Here is a 25,431-nt window from a genome sequence, read left to right as displayed (position 1 = left end):
GGAGCAGCATCGCATGTGGATGACCGTCGGCGAACGCCGTTTCGCCATCACCCTGGCTGATACTGAAGCCGCCCGGGCCTTCGCGGCGATGCTGCCGCTGACGATCGCCATGGCCGACCTCAACAGCAACGAAAAGCATGCGGAGCTGCCCAAGGCCTTGCCGGCCAGCGCCAGCCGTCCCGGCACGATCCGCAACGGCGATCTCATGCTGTACGGCTTGACCACCCTGGTGGCGTTCTATCCGGGCTTCGACTCGCCGTATTCGTACACGCGCCTTGGCCGGGTGGACGATCCCGATGGCCTGGCCCGGGCGCTCGGCAGGGGCGAGGTGCGGATCGCGTTTTCCCGCAACTAGCCCTTGTGGCGGAGCGCGTCGATCACCAGCCCCAGCGCCCGCGAGGAATGGCGGCGGCTCGGATAATAGGCATGCAGTCCGGGGAAGTGCGGGCACCAGTCTTCCATCACGCTGACCAGGCGCCCCTCGCGCACGTGGTGGGCGACCAGGTCGTCCGACAGGAAAGTGAGTCCGCAGCCGCTCAGGGCGGCGTTGAGCATCGGGTAAACGCCATTGAAGACCAGCTGGCCCTGGATCCGGGCTTCGACGTTGCGGCCCTCGTGCTGCAGCTCCCAGGCATACAGGCCGCCACTCGTCGCCAGGCGCAGCTGGATGCAGTTGTGCTTCAGTAGGTCCTGCAGCGAGGACGGCTTCGGGCGCCGCGCAAAGTAGGCCGGCGAGCCCACGATCATCATCTTGACGTCTGGGGTGATGCGGGCCGCAATCATGTCCTTCTCGACCTGGTCGCCCCAGCGCACGCCGATGTCGAAGCGCTCGGCGGCGATGTCGACCATCCTGTAGTCGGAGCTGATCTCCAGCTGGATGTCCGGGTACTGGAGCACGAGCTCGGCCAGGCGCGGCCACAGGATGTTGTCGATCACGTGGTCGATGGCCGTGATGCGCACCAGGCCGGATGGCTTGTCGCCCAGATCGCTGATCGCCGCGATTTCCTCCTCGATCTCTTCCAGGCGCGGGCCGACGTTGCGCAGCAGGCGTTCGCCCGCTTCGGTCGGCGAGACGCTGCGCGTCGTGCGCGTGAGCAGCCGCACACCGAGGCGCTCTTCGAGGCCGCGCATGATGTGGCTGAGGGATGACTGGGTCATGCCGAGCTTGGCGGCGGCACGCGTGAAGCTGCGTTCCCGCGCAATGGCGATGAACACCAGGATGTCATTGATCGTGTCACGCGCCATGTCGGATTCCCTTGTTGATCTCTGCAGCATTTTATTACACTGGATGAATAATACTAGCCTCTATTCATGACGCCGGTTCATAAGGCCATCCCATTTCAGCGCGTTTTTCCGCGGCTTTTCGCGGCTACCATGTGCAGCTTTCAGAAATAAGCAATGGAGCGAACAATATGACAGTCAAGGCCTACGGCGCCCATGCGGGCGACCAGCCCCTCGAACCCATCGACATCGTGCGCCGCGCGGTCGGCGCGCACGACGTCCGGATCGACATCGCCTACTGCGGCGTATGCCATTCGGACCTGCACCAGGCGCGCGGCGAGTGGGCGGGCACCCTGTATCCCTGTGTCCCGGGTCATGAAATCGTCGGCCGCGTTTCCGCGGTCGGCGCCCATGTGGACGCGTTCCAGGTCGGCGACCTGGTGGGTGTCGGCTGCATGGTCGACAGCTGCCGTCATTGCGCGGACTGCGAAGCGGGCCTGGAAAATTATTGCGACGGCATGGTCGGCACCTACAACGGCCGCACCGGCGACGCACCCGGGCATACGCTGGGCGGCTACTCGCAGCAGATCGTCGTGCACGAGCACTATGTGCTGCGCGTGCGCCATGCGCCGGAGCAGCTGGTGGCGGTCGCCCCGCTGCTGTGCGCGGGCATCACGACCTGGTCGCCGCTGAGCCACTGGAATGCCAGGACGCGCAGGCGCTTGGGCCCATGAAGTCGTCATGTCGCGCGACCCCGCTGCCATGTCCGCCCGCGCCGGAACCCTCGACCTGATCGTCAATACCGTGGCCGCGCCGCACGACCTCGACGCCAATCTGAGCCTGCTCAGGCGCGATGGCAGCATGGTGCTGGTCGGCGCCGTCTTCGCCCCATCCGTCGCCGCAAGTCTTCAAGCTGATCTTGAAGCGCCGCGCCCTGGCCGGTTCGATGATCGGCGGGATCGCGGAAACCCAGGAGATGCTGGATTTCTGCGCGCAGCACGGCATCGTCGCCGACATCGAAATGATCCGTGCCGACGAGATCAACGCGGCCTACGAGCGCATGCTCAAGGGCGATGTGAAGTATCGCTTCGTCATCGACAGCGCCTCGCTCGCGGACTAGTCCGCGCATTCCTTCTCTCACCCCTGCGGCGCCACTCTGGCGCCGTATGCCTTGCTACGACCATGAATCCAACCAATATCACCCACGCCGCCGACAGCGTGGCCGCGCGGCCCGCATGGGGCGGCGTCCTCGCCATGTCGCTCGGCGCCTTCGTCCTGGTGGCCTCCGATTTCATGCCGGTCAGCCTCTTGAGCCCGATCGCGGACGACCTCGGCGTCACCCAGGGCCAGGCGGGCCAGGCCATTTCCGTCTCCGGCGCCTTCGCCCTCGTCACCAGCCTGTGCATGCCATCACTGGCCGGGCGGATCGACCGCAAGCTCCTGCTGCTGGGACTGACGCTCCTGATGATCCTGTCGGGAACGCTCGCAGCCTTCGCCCCCAACTATCCCATCCTCATGGTGGGCCGCGCCCTGATCGGCGTCGCCATCGGCGGCTTCTGGTCCCTGTCGGCGGCGACTGCCATGCGCCTCGTCCCGGTCCAGAACGTGCCGCGCGCCCTGGCCATCCTGAATGGCGGCAATGCGCTGGCCACGGTCGTGGCGGCTCCGCTTGGCAGCTACCTCGGCGCCATCATCGGCTGGCGCGGCGCCTTCTTCTGCCTGATCCCGGTCGCGATACTGGCCCTGGCATGGAAACTGGTCAGCCTGCCGCCGATTCCCGCGCAGGGCGGGGCACAAGATGGAGCGAAAAGCGGCAACGTGTTCGCCCTGCTGCGCCGGCCTGCGGTCGCGCTGGGCATGGCGGCAGTCAGCCTGTTCTTCATGGGCCAGTTCACCCTGTTCACCTATCTGCGGCCCTTCCTCGAGACGGTCACCCGCGTCGACAATGCCACGCTGTCGCTGCTGCTGCTCGTGATTGGCGTGGCCGGCCTGATCGGCACCACCGTGATCGGCGCCTTCCTGAAGGAGGGCATGTACCGCACGCTCGTCGTGATCCCGATCGGGATGGCGCTGCTGGCACTGGCGCTGCTGCGCTTCGGCGACTCGGTGGCGGCTACCGCCGTTCTGGTGGGGATCTGGGGGCTGATCGGGACCGCGGCGCCGGTCGGCTGGTGGACCTGGCTGGCGCGCACCCTGCCCAAGGACGCCGAGCGGGGAGGGGGACTGATGGTGGCGGTCGTCCAGCTTGCCATCGCCGGCGGCGCGACCCTGGGCGGGATCTTGTACGACGCGCTCGGCTACCAGGCTACCTTTATGGCCAGCGCCGCCGTTCTCCTCGTGGCGTCCGTACTGGCCGCCCTCGCGGGACGGGCGGCCGGCGAGGCACTCACTGCGCCGCTTCGACCGTGACCTTGATCGACTTGTAGAAGACCGAACTCTTCGCCTCGAAACCGGAGTCGATCCCGAAGAAGACCCAGATCTCGCCATTGGCATTGCTGGCCGCGGTCAACGGCGCCGTGCTCTTGAGCGTCTTGGTCTGGTACACCTGGGGTCCGCAATCCTTTACGGTGTTGGCGACGTTGCCGAGCACCTGGGAGGCCGGACCCGGCGTGGCCTGGTTGCCGCGCTCCAGGTTGACGACGTATTCGCCGCCGGTGAGCACGGTTTTCGGTTCGGTCGGGGCCGCTCCCGCCACGACGTACACGCTTTCGCCGGGTGCGCCGCCGACGCCGACGCAGCCGGACGACTGGTTGGTCGCGATCTCGATCTCGAAGCTGAGCTTGTATTGCCGGGACGGCGCATAGCCGCTGAACTTCTTCTTATTGTAGATAAACAGGTCGTCGCTGCGGTTCGTGCCGCCCGTGTAATAGGCCTGGCCGGACAAGGGAGCGGGCAGGGCGCGCGGCTCCCAGACGACGTCCCTGGGCTCGGTCTCGGCGTGGTAGTCGGCATACGCACCCTGCCATCCATCCGCAGAAGTACTAAACACGGTCGCGATCTGGGGCACCGGAGGCGCCGGATCGTCGCCGCCGCAGGCGGCGAGCAGGCAGGCCGTCGTCAGTATGCCCAGGATGAGGTGTTGTTGAGTGGCCATCGACTGTCCTGTGTGGTGTGGGGAACGTGGAGGATAGGCGAGGCCTGTATCTTGAAATAGACAAGATTTGTCGAAGACTTGTAACGAATTTGCGGCCGTCTGTATTTGCGCGCTTGTTCACTAAACAGAAGGACCGAAAACCCGCTTCCACCGTTATTGCCGACTATTGCGATTAAGATATGTTGCCGACAATGCGCCAGCATGCGGGCTGCGCCGGCGTCATTCAACCTGCGCATCCGAGGCAAGCAATGTCGACACACAACAAGCAGCGCCTGCACCTGCTGTTCCTGACCGCGATCAGCGGCATGGGCGGACTCCTGTACGGGATCGATATCGGCATCATCGATCCCGCCTTGCCCTACCTGCACCGGGCCACCAGCCTCACCGAAGCGCAGCTGTCGCTGGTGGTGGCGGCGGTGATGGGCGGCTCGATCCTGGGCTCGGTGGTGGCCGGCATGCTGGCCGACTGGCTGGGCCGGCGGCCCATGATGGTGGTCAGCGCACTGCTGTTCGTCGGCGGCGTCACCCTGATCTACCTGTCGCAATCCTTTATTCCCTTGTTGCTGGGGCGCCTGGTGCAGGGCCTGAGCGGCGGGGTGATCGCGGTGGTGGTGCCGCTTTACCTGGCCGAGTGCCTGCCGGCCAGCCAGCGCGGACGCGGGCTGGCGCTGTTCCAGTTCGCGCTCACGGCCGGCATCGTGCTGGCCGCCTTCATCGGCAACCATTACCTGGGAAACGCCGAACTGGCGATCGAGGCCGCCGGCAGCGATGCCGCCGCAAGTGCCGCCGCCGCCGACCGCGCCTGGCGCAGCATGTTCCTGGCGGTGCTGTATCCGGGCAGCCTGTTCCTCCTCGGCTGCCTGTTCGTGAGCGAATCGCCGCGCTGGCTGATGCGGCGCGGGCGCGGGGCGCAGGCGGCAAGCGTGCTGGCGCGCCTGCGGCCGGCGGCGCAATGCGAGGCCGAGATGGCCGAAATCGAAGCGGCACTCAGCGAGGAAAGAGCGCGTCCCGCACTCGGCCGCGGCGCGGCGCTGGCCGGCATGCTGACCGAGCGGCGCTACGTGCTGCCCTTCGTGCTGGCCTGCGTGATCCTGGGCTGCAACCAGGCCACCGGCATCAATTCCATCCTGCAGTTCATGTCGACCATCCTGCAGCACGCCGGGCTCGATCCGGTGAGCGCGGCCGGCTACGGCACCACCATCAAGATCCTGAACATGGTGATGACGGTGTTCGCGATCATGCTGGTCGAGCGCAAGGGCAGGGTCTTCCTGCTCCGGATCGGTACTGCCGGCATCATGGTGTCGCTCTGCCTGCTGGCGCTGCTGTTCCACCGCTTCGAAGCGCAGCGCGTCGACGTGCGCGCCGAGGTGGCGGCGCTGGTGCGCGGCAATGCGCTCGACCTGGATGTGCGCGACGCCCGCTTCGCGCAGTCCCCGGCCGGGCCGGTGCAGCTGAGCATCCTCTACCAGTACGGCGAAAAGCAGCAGTTGGCCGAAGCGACTACGTCGACCGCTAAGGCGTCTGTCCAGCGCATCGCCATCCGGCCTCCCGCGGGCCTTGGCGCAGCACCCCTGCAGGTCCTGCGCGCCAGCGTCGGCCCGATCCCCGACAGGAGCAGCGGGCTGCTGGCGGCGCTCTGCATCGCCGGCTTCATCGCCGCCTTCTCGATCGGGCCCGGCGTGTGCGTCTGGCTGGCGCTGTCCGAGCTGATGCCGACCCGGATCCGCTCGGTGGGCATGGGCGTGGCCCTCCTGATCAACCAGGGCACCGGCACGCTGATCGCCGGCGCCTTCCTGCCGATCGTGGGCAATTTCGGCTATCACATGATGTTCCTGTTCTGGGCGGCCTGCACCCTTGTCTACTTCATCACGGCGAGCTTCTTCCTGCCCGAGACCAGGGGCAAGTCGCTGGAAGAGATCGAGCGGCTGTTCGCCCGCACCAGGACGGCCGGCTGAGGAGAACGAATGAAGAAGACGATGATGATGGGCAGGGCCGCGGTCGCGTCGCGCCTGCTGGCCGTGCTGATGGCGCTGCAGGCCGTCGCCGTGGCGGCGTCCGGGTTGGCCGACGGCGCCCGCCTGCAGCTGCGCTGGGAACTGCAGCGCAAGCCGGCGGGCCTGCAGCTGCCGCAGGGCGCTTCGCCGGCGCGCTTCATCCTGAGCAACCAGGACCGGCACGCGCTGCCGCCGTCCGGCTGGTCGCTGTACTTCACCGGCATCGACCGCATGCCGGCCGGCGTCCAGTCGAGTGGGCTGGTGCTGGAGCAGGTGGCCGGCGGCCTGTTCCGCCTGCGCCCCGGCCCGGATTTCAAGGGCCTGGCCCCGGGCCAGACGCTGGAATTCGCCTACCTCCACAGGGATGCGGTGTTCATGCCCTCACGCTCGCCGAGCGGGCCTTACCTGGTGTACGACGCGGCGCCGGATGCGGCGGTCCCGCTCCAGTTCACGGTGGCGACCCTGACCGAGCCGGCCCAGCGCGGCAAGGCCGGCAGCCCGCATTCGGCGGTGTCGCCGGAGGATACCTATTGGCGCAACGCGCGCGCCGAGCTGCTGCCCGCGTCGAGCGTGCCGCCGGTCTTGCCGACCCCGGTGCAGCTCCGCCCCGGCGCCGGCCGGCTGGCGCTGGCGGGACGTCCCGCCGTCAGCGCCTCCGCGGCGCTGGCCAACGAGGCCGCGCTGGCACGCTCGCTGTTCCCGGCTGCCCTGCCTGGCGGCGGCGGGCCTTCCCTGCGCCTGCGCGTCGGCGTGGTCGAGGGGCAGGCCTCGCCTGAGGCCTACCGCCTCGCGATCAGCGCCGCCGGCGGCATCGACATCGTCGGCAACAGCGCGGCCGGTGTCGCCCATGGCCTGCAGACCCTGCGCGAGCTGATGCCGCTGCCCGGTGCGGCGGTGCTCGACCTGCCCGAACTGACGATCGTGGACGCGCCGCGCTTCGGCTACCGCGGCTTCATGCTGGACGTGGCGCGCAACTTCCACGGCAAGGAGACCGTGTTCAAGTGGCTCGACCTGATGGCGCGCTTCAAGCTCAACAAATTCCACTTCCACCTGACCGACGACGAGGGCTGGCGCATCGAGATCGCCGGCCTGCCGGAACTGACCGCGATCGGCGCCGTGCGCGGCCACAGCGCCGGGCCCGGCCTGCGCCTGCAGCCGGCCTACGGCTCCGGCCCCGATCCGCGCGACCGCGCCGGCAGCGGCCATTACACCCGCGCCGACTACATCGAGATCCTGCGCTACGCGCAAGCGCGCCACATCGAGGTGATCCCCGAGATCGAGATGCCCGGCCATGCGCGCGCCGCCGTGCAGGCCATGGAGGCGCGCTACCGCCGCCTGCAGGCGCAGGGAAGCCGCGATGCCGCGCGCTACCTGCTCAACGACCTGGAGGACCGCTCCGAGTATCTGTCGGCCCAGTACTTCAGGGACAACGTCATCAATCCCGGACACGAGTCGAGCTATACCTTCATCGACCATGTGGTCAGGGAAGTCGCGGCGCTGCACCGGGCGGCCGGCGTGCCCCTGGCGACGATCCACATGGGCGGCGACGAACTGGCCAACGGCGCCTGGGAAAAGTCGCCCGCCAGCCAGGCCATGATGCGCAGGAACGGGCTCGAGACCACGGCCGACCTGTGGGATTATTTTTACGAGCGCGTCGACGCCATCGTGCGCAAGCACGGCATGGTGACGTCCGGCTGGGAAGAGCTGGCCGCGCGCAAGACGACGCTGGACGGCGCAGCGAAGATGATCCCGAATCCGCGCTTCACCCGCCACGGCTTCATCGCCTACGTGTGGAACAACACGGTCGGCGCCGAAGACCTGGCCTACCGCCTGGCCAATGCCGGCTACGACATCGTGCTCACGCCGGTGACCCGCACCTACTTCGACATGGCGCACAACGCCAATCCGGAAGAACACGGCGTCAACTGGGGCGCCTACGTCGAACTCGACACGGTCTACGATTTCGTCCCCTTCGACATCATGCGCGATGCGCCGGAGGCGGCCCGCATCGGCAAGGACCGCCTGACCGACTACGGCAAGCGGCGCGTGCGCGGCATCCAGGCCAACCTGTTCGCGGAAACCGCGCGCGAGTCAAGCCGCATCGACTACCTGGTGATGCCGCGCCTCGCGGCCCTGGCCGAGCGCGCCTGGGCGGCCGATCCGCCCTGGGCCAGCGCCGCCGACCCGGTCAAGGGCGCGGTCCTGCACCGCAGCGCCTGGTCTGGCTTCGTCAACGCCCTGGGCCAGCGCGTGCTGCCGCGCCTCGACCTGGACGGCTCCGCTGTGGCCTACCGCATCGCCCCGCCGGGCCTGGTGCGCGACGGGGACAGGGTGCTGGCCAACCACGTGCTGCCGGGGACGGTGCTGCGCTATACCAGCGACGGCAGCGAGCCGACGCCCGCCAGCAAGCCGGTGACCGGGCCGATCCTGGAGCGCGGCACGATCCGGGTCGCGGCCTTCGACCGCAAGGGCAGGCGAGGACCGGTCGCCAGCATCGCGTCGTCCACCGTCGTTTACTAAACGGCACTAAACTTTCGCCGAAATTTGAAAGTTTATTGATCCTCGTTATTTTCGTTTGTATAAATACTCTCCTATGGAATGAAGGGTTCCAGCGAGCTGCAAGCACCGTCGCGAGGGTTTTAGTAAATCCTCAAGGATGCACCGCGATGCCTGCCGCAAATCGAAAAAAATAAGCCCGACATCGGGAATTCAGGAGACACGCATGACCTCAAGGACTCAACTCGCATCGCGGCAATTCCTTTTCCGCGCCACCCCGATCGCCATGGCGGTCGGCCTCGCCCTGCTTTCGCTGTCCAACGCCCACGCGCAATCCGCGCCGGCTGCCGCTTCGCCGGATACGCCGGTGGAAAAGCAGGCCGAGGCGGAAGGCGCGCAGACCGTGGTCGTGACCGGTTACCGCTATGCGATCGAAAAAAGCCTCGACCAGAAGCGCAACGCCAATGCGATCGTCGAGGTGATCACCGCCGAAGACGTCGGCAAGTTCCCCGACAAGAACGTGGCCGACGCGCTGCAGCGCGTGCCGGGCGTGGTCGTCAGCCGCAGCGGCGGCGAGGGCAAGAACGTCAGCGTGCGCGGCCTGTCGTCGGAACTGACCCTGACCCAGCTGAACGGCAACTACGTCGCCACGGCCGAATCGAACGGCGATCCGACCCGTTCCTTCAACTACATGCTGATGCCGTCGAACATGCTGTCCAGCGCCGAGCTGTACAAGACGCCGGAAGCGCGCCTCGACGAAGGCGGCATCGGCGGGACCGTGATCCTGCGCACCCGCCGTCCGCTGGACGTGGAGTCGGGCAGCGGCTTCATCAATACCGAAGGCACCTGGGCCGACACCACCAAGAAGACCGACGGCCAGATCTCCGGCCAATATGCCTGGCACGACGAGAGCAAGCGCTTCGGCGTGCTGGTCGGATTGACCAAGCAGAAGCGCACCACCCGCACCATGGGCGCCAGCACCGAAAACTGGCAATGGTACGCCGATAACTACCGCACCAATCCGGCGACCGACGTCAACGGCAAGGAATCGGACCTGAACTCCTACTGGTGGGGGCAGTCGGGTTTCTACGACCAGAACGGCAAGTACTACAAGAACTTCATGATGCCGACCTCGGTCAACCTGAACGTCAAGAGCGAGGAGCGCGAGCGCAAGGGCGGCCAGCTGACCCTGCAGTTCAAGCCGCTGCGCAACCTGAACCTGACGGCGAACTACTTCCGCTTCGACCTGTCGCAGAATTCCCAGACGAATACCCTCAAGGTCCCGGAATGGAACCTGGCGCGCTATGACGGCGACGGCAACTGGCCGGGCGGCCGCCTGCTCGACGGCCTGAGTTTCGACCCGAGCGGCACCATCGTCACCGGCGCCCAGTACAGCGCGCGCCCCGGCAAGAAATACTATTGCAGCGGTGAAGCGGCCGCGGCCGGCGGCCTGACCAACACCGGCGGCTTCGGTCCGGACGACTGCACCATTCCGACCCCGCAGATCACCGGCAGCTTCAACCGCGAAAAGGCCCGCTCGCAAGTCTTCGACTTCACGGCCGAATGGCGCGGCGAGTCGCTGGACATGAACCTCACGGCCGGCCGTACCTGGGCCGGCGGCGGTCCGGAGCTGCAGTTCGGCATGCCGATCAAGCCGCGCCGCCAGAATGCGGACGGCAGCTGGGCCCTCGGCAACACCGCCAGCGCCTGGGACCTGTCCGGCACGCCGACCATGACGTTTGCGCCGGCCCTGATGCAGAACCTGCAGAACGGGATCGGCGAGATCGACCTCGGCTCGACCTCGTCTTCCTGGACCCGCAACAGCACCCAGCAGAAATACGCCCAGGCCGACTTCACCTGGCGTACCGACAGCAACTGGCTGGATTCGCTGCAATTCGGCGCCAAGTACCGCGACGGCGGAACCAGCCGCAGCACCGGCAACAACTACTGGGTGTGCAAGGGCGCCAACCCGGCCGACTACGACAAGCGCTACCAGGCCGGCTGCGACGCGACCGCCAGCCGCTTCCAGCCGTCCTTCCTGTACTCGGAATCCCTGGGCAACCTGGCTGGCGGCATCAAGACCAGCGCCTTCCCGGCGATTAACTACCCGGCCTACATCGCCCACCTGAACGCGACTTATGGTGCGATGCAGACCCGTAACGAAGAGAACTTCGTCTACCACGTCGACGAAAAGATTTCTGCGGCCTACCTGCAGGCCAACATCAAGATGGAGCGCCTGCGCGGCAACCTCGGCCTGCGCTATGTGCGGACCAGGCAGCATGCGGACTCGACCGACCAGGTCGAAAGCTACAACGACTACTTCTACAATGGCGCCAACGGCGCGCCCGCGCCTTGCCGGGCGGGTGGCCTGCCGGCGCTCGGCGCACCGGCCGGTTCCGGCTGCACCAGCGGCTTCACCAGGCTGCCGGACAGCACCGCACGCAAGTCGTCCTTCGAGATCAGTTCGCTCGACCGCAGCTATAACGACGTGCTGCCGAGCCTGAACCTGGCCTATGAGCTGAGCGATACCCTGCTGCTGCGCGGCGCCGCGTCCAAGGTGGTGGCGCGTCCGAGCTACGGCGACATCGCCTTCCCGGGCGGCCTGAACTACTACAGCCAGGAATACGTCAACGACCGCCGCCTGATCGGCGGCGGCGACCAGCAGGGCTGGTTCGGCTCGGGCAGCAACAAGAACCTGGAGCCCTACAAGGCCACCCAGTACGACCTGGGCCTGGAATGGTACTTCGACCGCGGCTCGGTGCTCGGCGCCGGCCTGTTCCGCAAGAACGTGAGCAACTTCGCGGTGCCGGTGGTGGTCGACATGTCGATGGAGATCGCCGGCCAGACCGTGACGGTGCAGAACTACTCGACCAGTGCCGGCGGCCGCGACGCGGTGTCGCAGGGCGTCGAACTGTATGCGCAGCACACCCTGCAGTCCGGCCTCGGCTTCCAGGTGAACTACACGTACAACAAGACCAACCAGGCCGCCATCACCCTCGAGGACGGCACCGAGATCGGCAAGTCGCCGCTGGTCGGCAGCGCCAGGAACCAGTTCAACCTGACGGTGTTCTACTCGACCGACAAGTGGCTGGCACGGGCCTCGTACAACCGCCGCGGCGAAGTGGTCAACGGCCTGGTCAACGGCTTGAACGTGTATGAAGAGCCGTACAGCCAGATCGACCTGAACGTGGCCTACAACTTCACAAAGCAGCTGAGCCTGACCGCGTCGGTGCTGAACCTGACCAAGGAAGAGACCCGCGCCCACCTTGGCAACGACACCAAGGACCGCTTCTTCTCCAACGGCTATGCCGGCCGTGTCGTGTATGCGGGCCTGAACTACAAGTTCTGATCCCGCAGCAATGCCCCCGCGCCGCCAGGCGCGGGGTTTTGTCTTTTTCTGGACGAGGCGCATGGACACCGACCGGATCAACAACATCACCATCGTCGGCGGCGGCAGTGCCGGCTGGATGGCCGCGGCCGCACTGGCCACTTACCTGGGCAAGGGAACGGCGATCCGCCTGATCGAGTCCGAGGAAATCGGCATCGTCGGCGTCGGCGAAGCCAGCGTTCCGCACATCAGGATGTTCAACGGGCAGTGGCTCGGCATCGAAGAAGCCGAGTTCGTGAAGCGGACCCAGGCGACCGCCAAGCTCGGCATCCAATTCAATGACTGGGGCCGCATCGGCGACAGCTACATCCACGGCTTCGGCGCCATCGGCCGCTCGCTCGGGCCGCTGCCTTTCCACCAGTTCTGGCTGAAACTCCACCTGGCGGGGCGCGCCGGCCCGATCGGCGCCTACTCGCCGCAGACCGTGATGGCGCCGCAGGGCAGGTTCGCGCCGGGCGACCGCAATGCGCCGCCGAATTCGCCGCTGGGCGACATCGCCTACGCCTACCATTTCGACGCCACCCTGTACGCGCGCTTCCTGCGCGAGCTGGCCGAGGCGCGCGGCGTGCGCCGCATCGAGGGCAAGATCGTCGGCGTGAAACGGCGCGCCGCTGACGGCTTCATCGAATCGGTGATGCTGGAGAATGGCGAAGCCGTCGGCGGCGAGCTGTTCATCGACTGTTCGGGCTTCCGCGGGCTGCTGATCGAGGGCGCGCTGGAGACCGGCTACGAAGACTGGAGCCACTGGCTGCCCTGCGACCGCGCGTGGGCGGTGCCCAGCGAACGCACGGCGCCGATCACCCCCTATACCCGTGCCAGCGCGCAGGCCGCGGGCTGGCAGTGGCGCATCCCGCTGCAGCACCGGACCGGCAATGGCTACGTCTATGCGAGCCGCCACATCAGCGACGACGAGGCCGCCGCGACCCTGCTGGCGAACCTGGACGGCAGGGCCCTGGCCGAGCCGCGCCAACTGCGCTTCACCACCGGCATGCGCAAGAAATTCTGGAACAAGAACGTCGTGGCCCTGGGGCTGGCCAGCGGCTTCCTGGAGCCGCTCGAGTCGACCAGCATCTACCTGGCGCAGTCGGGCATCACGCGCCTGCTGGCCCTGTTCCCGCGGCGCGACGTCGATCCGCTGCTGGCCGACCGGTACAACCGCGAGTCCGCCTTCGAGTACGAGCGGGTGCGCGATTTCCTGATCCTGCACTACCACGCGACCGAACGCGACGATTCGCCGTTCTGGAATGCCTGCCGCACGATGGAGATCCCGGACAGCCTGCGCGAGGCGATCGCGCTGTTCCGCAGCGACGGCCGCTATTTCCGCCATGGCGAGGATTTCTTCGCGCTGCCGAGCTGGGTCCAGGTGATGCTGGGGCAGGGCATCCTGCCGCGTGCCTATCACCCGATCGTGGACGAGATGCCCGAGGAAAAGCTGGTCGACTACGTCGAGGGCATGCGCAACACCCTGGCCCAGGCCGTGTCCACCATGCCGAGCCACCAGGAATGGATAGACCGCTACTGGAAGGCGGCTGCGCCATGAGGCTCGCACGCTGGATGCTGTGCGCCGTCCTCGCGCTTGCCGCGGGCATGGCCATGGCGGCCACACCGGGGCAGCTCGTCCTCGACAAGGGCTGGAGCTTCCGTCTCGTTCCCGGCCATGCGCAAGCGGCCGGCCATCCGGAAGCGGCGGAATGGCGCGCGGCAGCGGTGCCGGGCACGGTGCATACCGACCTGCTCGCACACGGACTGATTCCCGATCCCTATGTCGGCGCGGCGGAAGCCGGCCTGCAATGGATCGGCCTGGCCGACTGGGAATACCGCAGCAGCTTCGACGTCCCGCCTGCCATGCTGGCCAAGGCGCGCAGCGAGCTGGTGTTCGGCGGCCTCGATACCTATGCCGAGGTCTGGCTGAACGGCGCCAGGCTGCTGGCGGCCGACAATGCGCACCGGACCTGGCGTGTGCCTGTGCAGGGCAAGTTGCGCGCGACCGGCAACGAATTGCGCATCGTGTTCCGCTCGCCGATCGCGACCTTGCTGCCCAAGGTGCAGGCGATGCCGCACAAGATCGCCGGCAATTACCCCTCGCCCTATGGCGACGAGCCCAAGGACGCCATGACCGGCAACTTCGCGCGCAAGCCGGCCTACCACTATGGCTGGGATTGGGGGCCGCGCTACGTCACGGCCGGCATCACGAAACCGGTCGTCCTGCAGGGCTGGGATGCGGTGCGCGCCGACGACCTGCAGTTGCGCCAGGACCGGGTCGACGCGGCGCGCGCCGACCTCGTCGCGATCGCCACCCTCAATGCGGTGCGCGCCGGCAGCGTCGCGCTGCGCCTGTGGCAGACCGCGCCCAACGGGAAGCGCAGCCTGGCGGCCCAGCGCCGCGCCGACCTGCGCGCCGGCGTAAACCGCATCTCGCTGCCCGTGCGCGTCGACCATCCGCAACGCTGGTTCCCGAACGGCTACGGCGCCCAGCCGCTGTACCGCTACGAGCTCGAGGTCGGCGCCGGCCGGGCCACGGTCGCCCGGATCGCCGCGCGCACCGGCCTGCGCAGCGTCGCGCTGCGCCGCGACCCGGACGGGCAGGGCAGCAGTTTCACCTTCGTCGTCAACGGCATTCCCGTGTTCGCCAAGGGTGCGAACAGCATCCCCTTCGACATGTTCCAGCCGCGGGTCAGCAAGGCGCAGCTGCGCCGGGTGCTCACATCCGCCCGCGACGCCAACATGAACATGCTGCGCAGCTGGGGCGGCGGCTACTACGAAAACGACGATTTCTACGAGCTGGCCGACGAGCTCGGCCTCCTGGTATGGCAGGACTTCATGTTCGGCGGCGGCATGCAGCCGGCCTTTGACGCCGCCTTCCGCGCCAGCGTGGTCAGCGAAGCGCGCGACCAGGTGCGCCGCCTGCGCAACCATCCCAGCATCGTTCTCTGGTGCGGCAACAATGAAGAAGAGATCGCGTGGAAGTACTGGGGACATGGCAAGACCCTGAAGGCGGCCGATCCGGCCTTCGCCGACCGGGTCTGGCAAGGCTACGTCCAGCTGTTCGGCGGCGACCTGCGCCAGGTGGTCGCGGAGGAGGGCGGCGGCATCGCCTACTGGTCCAGCTCTCCCGGCGACGACCTGCGCGACCCCGCCAACGTGCCGGCCAGCGGCGACATGCATTACTGGGAGGTGTGGGGCAACCCGGCGCATCCGGTGACGAAGTACCTGGACCTCACCCCGCGCTTCATGTCCGAGTACGGCCTGCAGGCCTGGCCGGTGCAGCGCACGATCGACGCCTTCGCCACACGGGACGAGCAGGGCATCGCCACGCCGGTGGTCGAGGCGCACCAGAAATTCATGGCCGGCAAGGGCAACGAGCGGCTGCTGAAATACGTGCGCGACGAATTCGGCGAACCGCAGGATTTTGCCGGTTTCGCCTACCTGAGCCAGGCCATGCAGGCCGAGGGCATCGCACTGGCGGCGCTGCACCACCGCGCCAGCCGCCCGACGACCATGGGCTCGCTGTACTGGCAGCTCAACGACGTGTGGCCGGGCGCGTCCTGGTCCAGCGTGGACTGGTTCGGGCGCTGGAAGGCGCTGCACTTCCATGCGCGCCGCTTCTTTGCGCCGGTGGCGGTCGCCGCACTGCGCCGGCCCGAGGGCAAGACCACGGTCAGCCTGCTCAACGACCGCACCCGGCGGCTCGGCGGCACGCTGAGACTGCGGCTGATAGGCCTCGACGGCAAGCTCTTGCGCGAGGAGCGCAAGGCGGTCGAGCTGGCGCCGCTGTCGGCCACGAAGGCGGCGACTTACCTCGATGCCGACCTGCTCGGCAGCGCCGATCCGGCCTCCACGGCCGCGGTCTTCGAGCTGGAGGCGGAAGGCGAGCCACCGGCGCGCGCCGTCGTGTATTTCGCGGCCGCCAAGCAGATGGACTGGACGCCCGCCGGCCTGCGCGCGGACCTGCGCCGCGACGGCAATGCTCACGTTCTCGACCTCACGGCGTCCAGGCTGGCACGCGCGGTCTGGATCGACTTCGGCGATCTCGACGCCGAGCTTTCCGACAATGCCCTGACCCTGCTGCCCGGCGAGCGAGTCACGCTGCGCGTGGCATCGGCCGCCGGCAGCGAGGCCCTGCGCGCCGCACTGCGGATCCGGTCGCTGGCCGACACCGTGCAATCACCCAAGCTTTTACCCAGGAGTTCCCCCGCACCATGATGCCGACTTCCATGCGCAGGCCCTTGCCGGCCCTGATCCTGCTGCTCGCCAGTGCCGCCGCCGGCGCCGCCGACCAGCGTTTCGCCACCTCCTTCGAAGCCGGCGATCCGCTTCCCGCGGTCCTGGCGGGCGACGCGGTGCGGGTGGAGCCGGGCAGCGGCCCGGACCGTCCCTACGCGGCCAAGCCCAAGGCCGGCTACAGCGGCACGCGCGCCCTGCGCTATGCGTCCGAAGGCGGGGGCGGGCGCCTGCAGCTGTACCAGGTCGACATCCTCATCGCCGAGGACACCACGCTGTCCTGGAAGGTGCTGCCGGAGATCGTCGGCGCGAACCCGGAAGCCTCCACCGGCGTGGCGCTCGACCTGGTGCTCGAGGACGGCCGCCGGATCTCAAGCCTGGGCTTGCGCGACCATCACGGCGCGGCGCTCGGCGCGGCAAGCCAGGCGCAATCGAAGACGCTGTATCCGCAGCAGTGGGCGCACAAGGCGGTCAGGCTGGGCGCCTTGAAAGGGCGCCGCATCCGCGCGATCGAAGTCGAGCTGCGGCCCGCGGGCGGGACTGCTGCCAGCGGCTGGCTCGACGACATCGTCATCGGCGAGCAGGCCAGGATGTCCGCCGCCCGCCCATCCGACTATGTGCTGACCACGCGCGGCACCCAGGCCAACGGCAGCTTCTCGCGCGGGAATAATATTCCGGCGACGGCCATGCCGCATGGCTTCAATTTCTGGACGCCGGTCACCGACGCCGGCACCTTGGGCTGGCTGTATCGCTGGAACGAAAAGAACGACGCCGACAACCGCCCGCGCCTGCAGGCGCTGTCGCTGAGCCACCAGCCAAGTCCCTGGATGGGCGACCGCCAGACCTTCCAGGTGATGCCCTCGAACGCGTCCGGGCGCCCCGACCCCGACCGTGCGCGCCGCGCGCTGCCGTTTTCGCACGAGCGCGAGCTGGCCCGCCCGCACAGCTACCGGGTCGATTTTGACAACGGCATCCGCGCCGAGATCGCCCCCAGCGAGCGCGCGGCGATCTTCCGTTTCCGCTTTCCGCGCGCGGGCGACGCCAATCTCCTGTTCGACAACGTCGACGCGCGCGGCGGCCTGACCCTGGATGCGGCCACCCAGACCCTGCACGGCTACACGGATACGCGCAGCGGCCTGTCGAACGGCGCCGCCCGCATGTTCGTGTTCGCCCGCTTCGACCAGCGCTGGCGCGACAGCGGTGCCCTCGAGACCGGACGCCCGACCGGCTATGTCAAGTTCGCCGCCGACGACGGCGAAGTGCGGATGCGCATCGCCACCTCCCTGATCTCGGTCGAGCAGGCCCGGCGCAACCTCGACCTGGAAATCGGCGAAGCCGGCTTCGAGACGGTGCGCGAGCGCGCCCAGGCGGCCTGGGATGCCCTGCTCGGACGCGTGAAAGTGCAGGGCGCCAGCGAAGACCAGCTGACCACCGTCTATTCCAATCTCTACCGCCTGTTCCTGTATCCGAACGTGGCCCACGAAAATGTCGGCAGCGCGCAGCGGCCCGACTGGCGCCACGCCGACCAGAGCTCCTGGTCCGACAAGAACACGGGCGGCGACGCCTTGCGCACCTCGGCGCCGGTCCGCGCCGGCAAAACCTACGTCAACAACGGTTTCTGGGACACCTTCCGTACGACCTGGCCGGCCTACGCGCTGTTCACGCCGCGGCGTGCCGGCGAGATGATCGACGGCTTCCTGCAGCAATACCGCGACGGCGGCTGGGTGGCGCGCTGGTCCTCCCCGGGCTATGCGGACCTGATGGTCGGCACCAGTTCCGACGTCGCCTTCGCCGATGCCTGGCGCAAGGGTGTGCGCGGCTTCGATGCGCGCCTGGCCTACGAGGCCGCACTGAAGAACGCCAGCGCCGTGCCGCCGGTAGCGAACGTCGGCCGCAAGGGACTGGCGCGCTCGATGTACCGCGGTTACGTCGAGTCGAGCGTCCATGAAGGCCTGTCGTGGACGCTGGAGGGCGCGCTCAACGACTTCGGCCTGGCCCGGTTCGCCCAGGCCCTGGCGCGGGAGGAGCGCGATCCGGCACGGGCGCGCCGCTATCGCGAGGAAGCCGACTACTTCGGGGCCCGCGCCGCCGACTATGTCCACCTGTTCGACCCGGCCACCGGCTTCTTCCGCGGCCGCGACGCCGGCGGCCAGTGGCGCCAGCCGGCGGCCGGCTTCGAGCCGCGCGAGTGGGGCGGCGACTACACCGAGGCCAATGCCTGGAACTTCGCCTTCACCGTGCCCCATGACGCTGAGGGCCTGGCGACGCTGCTGGGCGGCCGCGAGGCGCTGGCACGCCGTCTGGACACCTTCTTCGCCACCCCGGAAACCGCCGAGCGCCGCTTTGCCGGCAGCTACGGCCAGGTGATCCACGAGATGACCGAGGCGCGCGAGGTCCGCATGGGCATGTATGCCCACAGCAACCAGCCTTCGCACCACATCCCCTGGATGTACGTCGCCGCCGGCCAGCCCTGGAAGACCCAGCGCCTCACGCGCGAGGTGCTGGGCCGGCTCTACCTGGGCAGCGAGATCGGCCAGGGCTACGCCGGCGACGAAGACAACGGCGAGATGTCGGCCTGGTACAGCTTTGCGATGCTGGGCCTGTATCCCTTGCGGATGGGCGCCCCCGAGTATGTGATCGGCTCGCCCGCCTTCGAGCGCGCCGAGGTCCGCCTCGACAACGGGCGTACGCTGACCGTCATCGCCCACGGCAACAGCCCGGAGAACGTCTACGTGCAGTCGCTGAAGGTCAACGGCAAGCCCTGGCGCCAAGCCTGGATCGGCCACGAGCTGATCGCCGCCGGCGCCACCCTGGAATTCACGATGGGCAGCGCGCCCTCGGCCTGGGGCAGCGATCCCGGCGCCTTGCCTCCATCGATGAGCAAGCCCGGCCGCCGGCCCGCGTCCATGCAGGACCGCTCCGGCACGGCACGCACGGTCACGGTCGATGGCGGCGGTGCGGCCACCGCGCTGGTCGACGACGATGCCGCGACCGCGCTGACGCTGCCGGCGCGGGCCGGGGTCGGCTTCGCGTTTGCCGATCCGGTCGCCGTCAGCCACTACACGATCACCGGCGGCAAGACGCCGCCGGCGCAGCTGGCCTGGACGCTCGAAGGCCGCGACGCCAGGGGCCGCTGGACCGTGCTGGACCGGCGCCGCGGCGAAACCTTCGCCTGGGAGCATCAACTGCGTCCCTTCCGCATCGCCAGCCCGGGCGCCTACCGCGCGTACCGGCTGCGCTTCGAGAATGCCGCAGCCTTCGACCTGGCCGAGCTGGAACTGCTGTTTACTAAAACACGCTAAAAATCGCCCCGATCCGGTCGCCGTGATTGACGCTCGTAAATCGCGGCTGCTATAAGAACTACCTATGAAGAACGCGGCCATCAGCGTTTAATAAAATGAATATCGGAGACTTTTCCATGCACAGTATTTCGCTTGTGCAGCCATGAGCGAGGTGACCCTGCGCGACATCGCCGAAGCCACCGGGATGTCGATCGGCACCGTGTCGCGCGCCCTGAAGAACCAGGCCGGCATGACCGAGGCGACCCGCGGCAAGGTGCGCGATGCGGCGCTGCGGCTTGGCTACGACTTCAATCAATTGAAGAAGGGCCGCATCCGGCGCATCGCCTTCCTGTTGCACAGCCAGCACAACACCCTGGCGTCCAGCCCCTTCTATTCACCGGTGCTGCACGGCGCCGAAGAAGCCTGCCGGCGCGAAGGCGTCGCGCTGTCCTTCATCGCGGTCGGCCCGGCCGAACCGGTGCTCGGCCTGATCCGCCTGCACCAGCCGGACGCCTTCCTGTGCGCCGGCTTCTTCGAGCCGGAAGTGCTGGCCGTCCTGCAGCAGGTCGGCAAGCCGGTGGTGCTGGTCGACATGCACCGCCGCGGCTTCACCTCGGTGAATCCCGACAACGTACGCGGCGGCTACCTGGCCACCCAGCACCTGCTGCGCTGCGGCCGCAAGCGCATCGCCATGCTGTCCGGTTCCCTGGCCCACTACAGCATCCAGCAGCGCAATCGCGGCTTCCGCCAGGCCCTGTTCGATGCCAAGGTCCACGCCGATCCGGCCCTGGAAGTCATCGTCCCCACCATGGGCGACGGCGACGAGGCCGTGGTGGAAGCCATGCGCAGCCTGCTCAGCCTGCCGAAACCGGCCGATGCGGTCTTTTGCTACAACGACAGCACGGCGCTGGCGGCCATGAAGTACTGCCTCAACGAGGGCATGAAGATCCCGCACGACATCGCCATTGTCGGCTTCGACGACATCGCCGCCGCCGCCGCGGCCATTCCCCCGCTCAGCACCATCCGCGTGGACAAGGAAGCCCTGGGCCGGGCCGGGGTCGAACTCCTCCTCAACAAGCCCGAAGAAAACCCATCCCAGATCACCGTGCCGGTCGAAATGATCGTGCGCGAAAGCAGCTGCGACGACTAACGCACCCCAGACCACCACACCACATGTCCACATTCCCGAACTTCCGCAGCCCGACCGTGCTGCTCGACCATGCGCGCCACACGATGCGCTTCTACCACCCGCGCGCGATCGACCCCGCCGGCGGCCTGTTCCACTTTTTCAAGGACGACGGCACGGTCTACGATACGCGCCAGCGGCACCTGGTCAGCAGCACCCGCTTCGTGTTCACCTATGCCATGGCCTACCGCCATTTCCAGGACCCGGCCTACCTGGAGGGCCTGCGCCATGCCCTGCGCTTCCTGCGCACCGGGCACCGCGATCCCGTCGGCGGCGGCTATGCCTGGCTGCTGGACGGCGACCAGGTGGCCGACGACACCCAGCATGCCTATGGCCTGGCCTTCGTGCTGCTGGCCTATGCCCATGCCACGATGGCGGGCCTGGAACAGGCGCGGATCTGGATCGGGGAAAGCTTCGAGCTGATGGAAAAGCGCTTCTGGGATCCGCAGGCCGGCCTGTATGCCGATGAAGCCAGCCGCGACTGGACGCTGTCCGGCTACCGCGGACAGAACGCCAACATGCATGCCGTCGAGGCGCTGCTGGCAGCCTACCAGGCCACCGGCGAGCGCCGCTACCTGGAGCGCGCCTACACCGTGGCCAACAACATCACCCGGCGCCAGGCCGAGCGCTGCGGCGGCCTGATCTGGGAGCATTACGACGCCCAGTGGCAGCCCGACTGGGTCTACAACGTCGACGATCCGGAAAACCTGTTCCGCCCCTGGGGCTACCAGCCCGGCCACTTCACCGAATGGGCCAAATTGCTGCTGCAGCTGGAGAAGCGCGCCCGCGGCGTGCTGGAACAGGACCTGGACTGGCTGCTGCCGACCGCCGAGCGCCTGTTCAGTGTCGCGGTGGAGAAGGGCTGGGATGTCGAGTACGGTGGCCTGTGCTATTCGCTGGCGCCCGACCTGTCGGTATGCGACGCCCACAAGTATTTCTGGGTGCAGGCCGAGAGCGCGGCGGCGGCGGCCATGCTGGCCCAGCGCACCGGCAATGCCGGGTACTGGGACTGGTACCAGCGCCTGTGGGAGTACAGCTGGACCCACATGGTCGACCACGAGCATGGCGCCTGGTTCCGCATCCTGGACCGCCAGAACCGCAAGCTCAGCGACGAGAAGAGCCCGGCCGGCAAGGTCGACTACCACACCATGGGCGCCTGCTACGACATCGTGGCGGTGCTGAGGGAGGCCGGGCATGCATGATGCACCCCTGATGCTGTGCGCCGGCGAGGCGCTCACCGACATGATCCACCGGGGCGGCGAACAGTGGGTGAGCCGGGTGGGAGGCTCGACCTGGAACGTGGCGCGCGCCCTGGCGACCCTGGGCGAACCCACGGCCTTCGCCGGCGCCATCGGCCGCGACCGTTTCGGCGACGCCCTGTGGGCGGCCAGCGAGCTGGTGGGCCTGGACCTGCGGCTGACCCAGCGCGTCGACCGTGCGCCGCTGCTGGCCGTGGTGGAGCAGGGCGAACCGCCGCGCTACTTCTTCATCGGCGAGAACAGCGCCGACCTGCACTTCGATCCGGACCGCTTGCCGGCCGGCTGGCCGGACGCGCTGCGCTGGGCCCACTTCGGCGGCATCAGCCTGGCGCGCGAGCCGCTGGCCGCGAAGCTGGTCACCCTGGCGCGGCAGCTGAAAGCCCGCGGCGTGGCGATCAGCTACGATCCGAATTACCGCAATCTGATGGACGAGCGCTACACGCCGACCCTGCAGGCCATGGCGGCGCTGGCCGACGTGATCAAGGTTTCGGACGACGACCTGCGCGGCCTGTTCCCCGGCGTCGGTCTGGACGAGGCCCTGCTGCGCCTGCGCGCCTTCAATCCCGGCGCCATGTGCCTGCTGACGCGCGGGGGCCAGGGCGCCAGCCTGTTCAACGGCGCCCAGCGCTGCGACGCCCATGCACCGGCAGTCGAGGTGGTGGACACCGTCGGCGCCGGCGACGCCAGCGTGGCCGGCCTGCTGCACAGCCTCGCACGCCATCCGGGCCGGTCCTTGCTGGCCCACCTGCACGCCGCGCTGGCGGCCGGTTCCGCCGCCTGCCTGCAGGCCGGCGCCACCCCGCCCCAGCCCGCGTCCATGCAGCGATTGTTCGAACTGCTCGAAGGAGAGGTATCGTGATGCGCCAAGCCCGTTTTGCTCCATTCCTGCTGCTGGCCTGCCTGCTGCCGGCAGCGGCGCTTGCCAACCCGACGCCGGTGAACACCTTCATCGGCACCCAGGACGAAGGCAATACCTTCCCCGGCGCGTCTGCGCCTTTCGGCAAGATCCAGGTCAGCCCGATCGCCGACCATTACGCCGGCTACCGCTACAGCGACAAGCGCATCCGCGGCTTCGGCCACTCCTTCGTGTCCGGCGCCGGCTGCTGGGAGCAGGGCGGGCAGCTGTCGGTGCTGCCGGTCACCGGCAGCATCCAGCCGGGCGGCGACTTCGACACCGCCAAGCCGGGCAGCTTCGACCACAAGAAGTATGCCGCCGAGTACAGCCATGAGGGCGAGGTCGGCCAGGCCGGCTACTACAAGGTGAAGCTGAGCAGCTATGGCGGCATCACCGCCGAATCGACCGCGCTGACCCGCGCCGCGGCCGAGCGCTATACCTTCGCGCCCGGCACTGCAAGCGGCCACCTGCTGCTCAACCTGGGCCAGGCCAACGAGCGCCATTCGGTCATCGGCAGCGAGGTCAGGATCGTCGACGAGCGCAGCGTCGAGGGCCGCATCGTCACCAGGAGCTTCTGCGGCGGCGCCAAGTACACCACCTGGTTCCGCATGGTGTTCGACCAGCCTTTCGCCGCGCAGGGCATCTGGGACGACCGCGGCGGCTGGCCCGGCGCGAACGGTCCCAGCCAGCAGGGTGAGGGCAAGCCGCATGGCGTCTGGCTGAGCTTCGACCTGAAGAACGGCAAGGCGGTCACCGCAGTCAGCGCGATCTCGCACGTGGATGCCGAAGGCGCGAGGATCAACCTGAAGGCAGATGGCATGGCGAACGGCCGGCCGCTGAGTTTCGACGCCATGAAGGCGAAGTCGCAGGCCGGGTGGCAGCGCGAACTGGGCAGCGTGCGCATCGAGGGCGGCAGCCATGACGACCGCACCGTGTTCTACACCGCGCTCTACCACGCGCTGCTGCAGCCGATGACCGGCAACGACGCCGACGGACGCTACCGCGGCTACGACGACAAGATTCACGTCGCCAAGGACTGGACCTATTACGAGTACTTCTCGCTGTGGGACACCTACCGCGCCCAGAACCAGCTGATCGCGCTGCTGCGTCCGCAGCGGGCGCGCGACATCGCCAACTCGGTGCTGAAGATCCGCGAACAAGGCGGCTGGCTGCCGCGCTGGGGCTATGCCAGCTTCGAGACCAACATCATGACCGGCGATCCGGTCACGCCCTTCCTGGTCGACCTGTGGCGTTACGGCGCCCTGAAGGGCCGCGAGAAGCAGGCCTATGCCGCGCTGCGCGAGAACGCCTTCGGCGTGCCGGCCTTCTCCATCCGTCCGCAGGGGCGTGCCGGCAACCCGAGCTACCTGCGCCAGGGCTTCGTGCAGTACGACCGCGGCTTCATTTCCAAGGGCATGGACACCGACCCGCACCACGGCGCCTCCGCGACCCTGGAATATGCACTGGCCGACAGCGCGCTGGCGCAGATGGCGAAAGCACTCGGCCACACGAAAGACGCGCAGGTACTGGCCCAGCGCGCCCTCAACTGGAAGAAGGTCTGGGACCCGTCCGTGGTCGACGCCCCGACCGGGCAGCGCGGCTTCCCGCGTCCGCGCCTGGAAGACGGCAGCTGGTTCGCCGACGTCGGCAGCGGCTTCGACCCGCGCGGCGACCACGGCTTCCACGAAGGCACGGCCTGGCAATACCAGTGGCTGGTGCAGCAGGACGTGCCCGGCCTGGCCGCGGCGATGGGCGGCACCGCCCAGGCCCTGCGCCGCCTCGACCAGTTCTTCGACTACGAGGCCGTGCTGGCCGACCCGAATGCGGTGCGCAAGTCCTGGGTGGTGGGACCATACAGCTATTACAGCCAGTTCCGCTACAATCCGAACAACGAGCCGGACCTGCACGCGCCCTGGATGTACACCCTGATGGGCCAGCCCTGGAAGACCACCGCGGTGCTGCGCGGCGCGGAAACCCTGTTCACCAACGGCCCCGGCGGCGTCACCGGCAACGACGACCTCGGCACCATGTCGGCCTGGTACCTGTTCAGCGCCCTGGGCCTGTATCCGGACGCGCCGGGCAGCGGCCGCTTCCTGCTGCACGCGCCGCGCTTCGCGCGCGCCGAGATCGACCTGCCGCAGGGCCGCGTGCTGCGCATCGAGGCGCCCGGGACGAAGCCCGGCGAACGCCGCTTCGTGCAGGATGTAGAGTGGGCAGGGCGCCCCGTGTCGCGGGTGTGGCTGGACTGGGAGCAGCTGCAGGCCGGCGGCACCCTCGGCTACCGCCTCACGGCGCAGCCGGACAGCGCGGGATGGGGCACGCGCGCCGCCGACCTGCCGCGCCCACCGGCCGGCCTGCAAGCAAAATAACTATATAAACTTATTCGACACCAGGAG

Annotated in this window: 14 protein-coding genes and 1 pseudogene; 13 read left to right on the top strand and 2 right to left on the bottom strand. The window is 68.1% G+C overall.

The features are described from left to right. Positions 1 to 13 precede the first annotated feature (13 nt). Entirely contained in the window at positions 14 to 355 is a 342-nt protein-coding gene (locus tag AC56LK_RS14475) for a cyclophilin-like fold protein (RefSeq protein ID WP_497185194.1), read from the top strand. Here AC56LK_RS14475 and AC56LK_RS14470 read toward each other — a convergent pair. Beyond that, positions 352 to 1,245 (bottom strand): LysR family transcriptional regulator, encoded by an 894-nt coding sequence (locus AC56LK_RS14470; protein WP_497185193.1) that lies wholly within the window; start codon positions 1,243 to 1,245, stop codon positions 352 to 354. The two genes, AC56LK_RS14475 and AC56LK_RS14470, sit on opposite strands and share 4 nt — an antisense overlap. Before the next feature lie 167 nt (positions 1,246 to 1,412). Between AC56LK_RS14470 and AC56LK_RS14465 the strand changes: the two are divergent. Together AC56LK_RS14465 and AC56LK_RS14460 are read left to right on the top strand one after the other, a co-directional pair. Next, positions 1,413 to 2,341 (top strand): annotated as a pseudogene (locus AC56LK_RS14465) (NAD(P)-dependent alcohol dehydrogenase). Between the two features lie 62 nt (positions 2,342 to 2,403). Beyond that, positions 2,404 to 3,630: an MFS transporter gene (locus AC56LK_RS14460; protein WP_497185192.1), complete on the top strand. Its 1,227-nt coding sequence runs from the start codon at positions 2,404 to 2,406 to the stop codon at positions 3,628 to 3,630. Here the strand turns inward: AC56LK_RS14460 and AC56LK_RS14455 are convergent. Next, the gene (locus AC56LK_RS14455; protein ID WP_497185191.1) at positions 3,608 to 4,315 is read right to left on the bottom strand and encodes a hypothetical protein; all 708 of its coding nucleotides are present in this window, start codon (positions 4,313 to 4,315) and stop codon (positions 3,608 to 3,610) included. The genes AC56LK_RS14460 and AC56LK_RS14455 overlap by 23 nt on opposite strands. A 248-nt stretch (positions 4,316 to 4,563) precedes the next feature. On the opposite strand from AC56LK_RS14455, the gene AC56LK_RS14450 reads away from it, so the two are divergent. The 10 genes from AC56LK_RS14450 (at position 4,564) to AC56LK_RS14405 (ending at position 25,404) form a co-directional block, all read left to right on the top strand. Then, positions 4,564 to 6,270, top strand: coding sequence for an MFS transporter (locus tag AC56LK_RS14450; RefSeq protein ID WP_497185190.1), 1,707 nt, complete (start codon positions 4,564 to 4,566; stop codon positions 6,268 to 6,270). A gap of 9 nt (positions 6,271 to 6,279) precedes the next feature. Then, positions 6,280 to 8,829 (top strand): family 20 glycosylhydrolase, encoded by a 2,550-nt coding sequence (locus tag AC56LK_RS14445; RefSeq protein WP_497185189.1) that lies wholly within the window; start codon positions 6,280 to 6,282, stop codon positions 8,827 to 8,829. A 202-nt stretch (positions 8,830 to 9,031) separates the two neighbouring features. Further along, a complete protein-coding gene (locus AC56LK_RS14440; protein WP_497185188.1) occupies positions 9,032 to 12,154 on the top strand; it encodes a TonB-dependent receptor in 3,123 nt (1,040 codons plus the stop codon). A gap of 61 nt (positions 12,155 to 12,215) precedes the next feature. Next, positions 12,216 to 13,733: a tryptophan halogenase family protein gene (locus AC56LK_RS14435; RefSeq protein ID WP_497185187.1), complete on the top strand. Its 1,518-nt coding sequence runs from the start codon at positions 12,216 to 12,218 to the stop codon at positions 13,731 to 13,733. Beyond that, a complete protein-coding gene (locus AC56LK_RS14430) occupies positions 13,730 to 16,396 on the top strand; it encodes a beta-mannosidase (protein ID WP_497185186.1) in 2,667 nt (888 codons plus the stop codon). The genes AC56LK_RS14435 and AC56LK_RS14430 overlap by 4 nt, the downstream gene beginning before the upstream one ends. Beyond that, a complete protein-coding gene (locus tag AC56LK_RS14425) occupies positions 16,393 to 19,716 on the top strand; it encodes a GH92 family glycosyl hydrolase (protein ID WP_497185185.1) in 3,324 nt (1,107 codons plus the stop codon). Before AC56LK_RS14430 ends, AC56LK_RS14425 begins: the two co-directional genes overlap by 4 nt. Positions 19,717 to 19,858: 142 nt before the next feature. Beyond that, the gene (locus tag AC56LK_RS14420; protein ID WP_497185184.1) at positions 19,859 to 20,845 is read left to right on the top strand and encodes a LacI family DNA-binding transcriptional regulator; all 987 of its coding nucleotides are present in this window, start codon (positions 19,859 to 19,861) and stop codon (positions 20,843 to 20,845) included. Positions 20,846 to 20,868: 23 nt separating this feature from the next. Continuing rightward, positions 20,869 to 22,083, top strand: coding sequence for an AGE family epimerase/isomerase (locus AC56LK_RS14415; RefSeq protein ID WP_497185183.1), 1,215 nt, complete (start codon positions 20,869 to 20,871; stop codon positions 22,081 to 22,083). Next, entirely contained in the window at positions 22,076 to 22,999 is a 924-nt protein-coding gene (locus AC56LK_RS14410) for a carbohydrate kinase family protein (RefSeq protein WP_497185182.1), read from the top strand. Before AC56LK_RS14415 ends, AC56LK_RS14410 begins: the two co-directional genes overlap by 8 nt. Further along, on the top strand, positions 22,999 to 25,404 hold the full coding sequence (locus tag AC56LK_RS14405; protein ID WP_497185270.1) for a GH92 family glycosyl hydrolase: 2,406 nt from the start codon (positions 22,999 to 23,001) through the stop codon (positions 25,402 to 25,404). The genes AC56LK_RS14410 and AC56LK_RS14405 overlap by 1 nt, the downstream gene beginning before the upstream one ends. Positions 25,405 to 25,431: the final 27 nt, after the last annotated feature.

It is taken from the genome of Telluria sp. ZB4P36 (genome assembly GCF_059685865.1).
The sequence above is the reverse complement of the archived record's forward strand: the minus strand, read 5'-3'. Positions and strand labels throughout refer to the sequence as shown.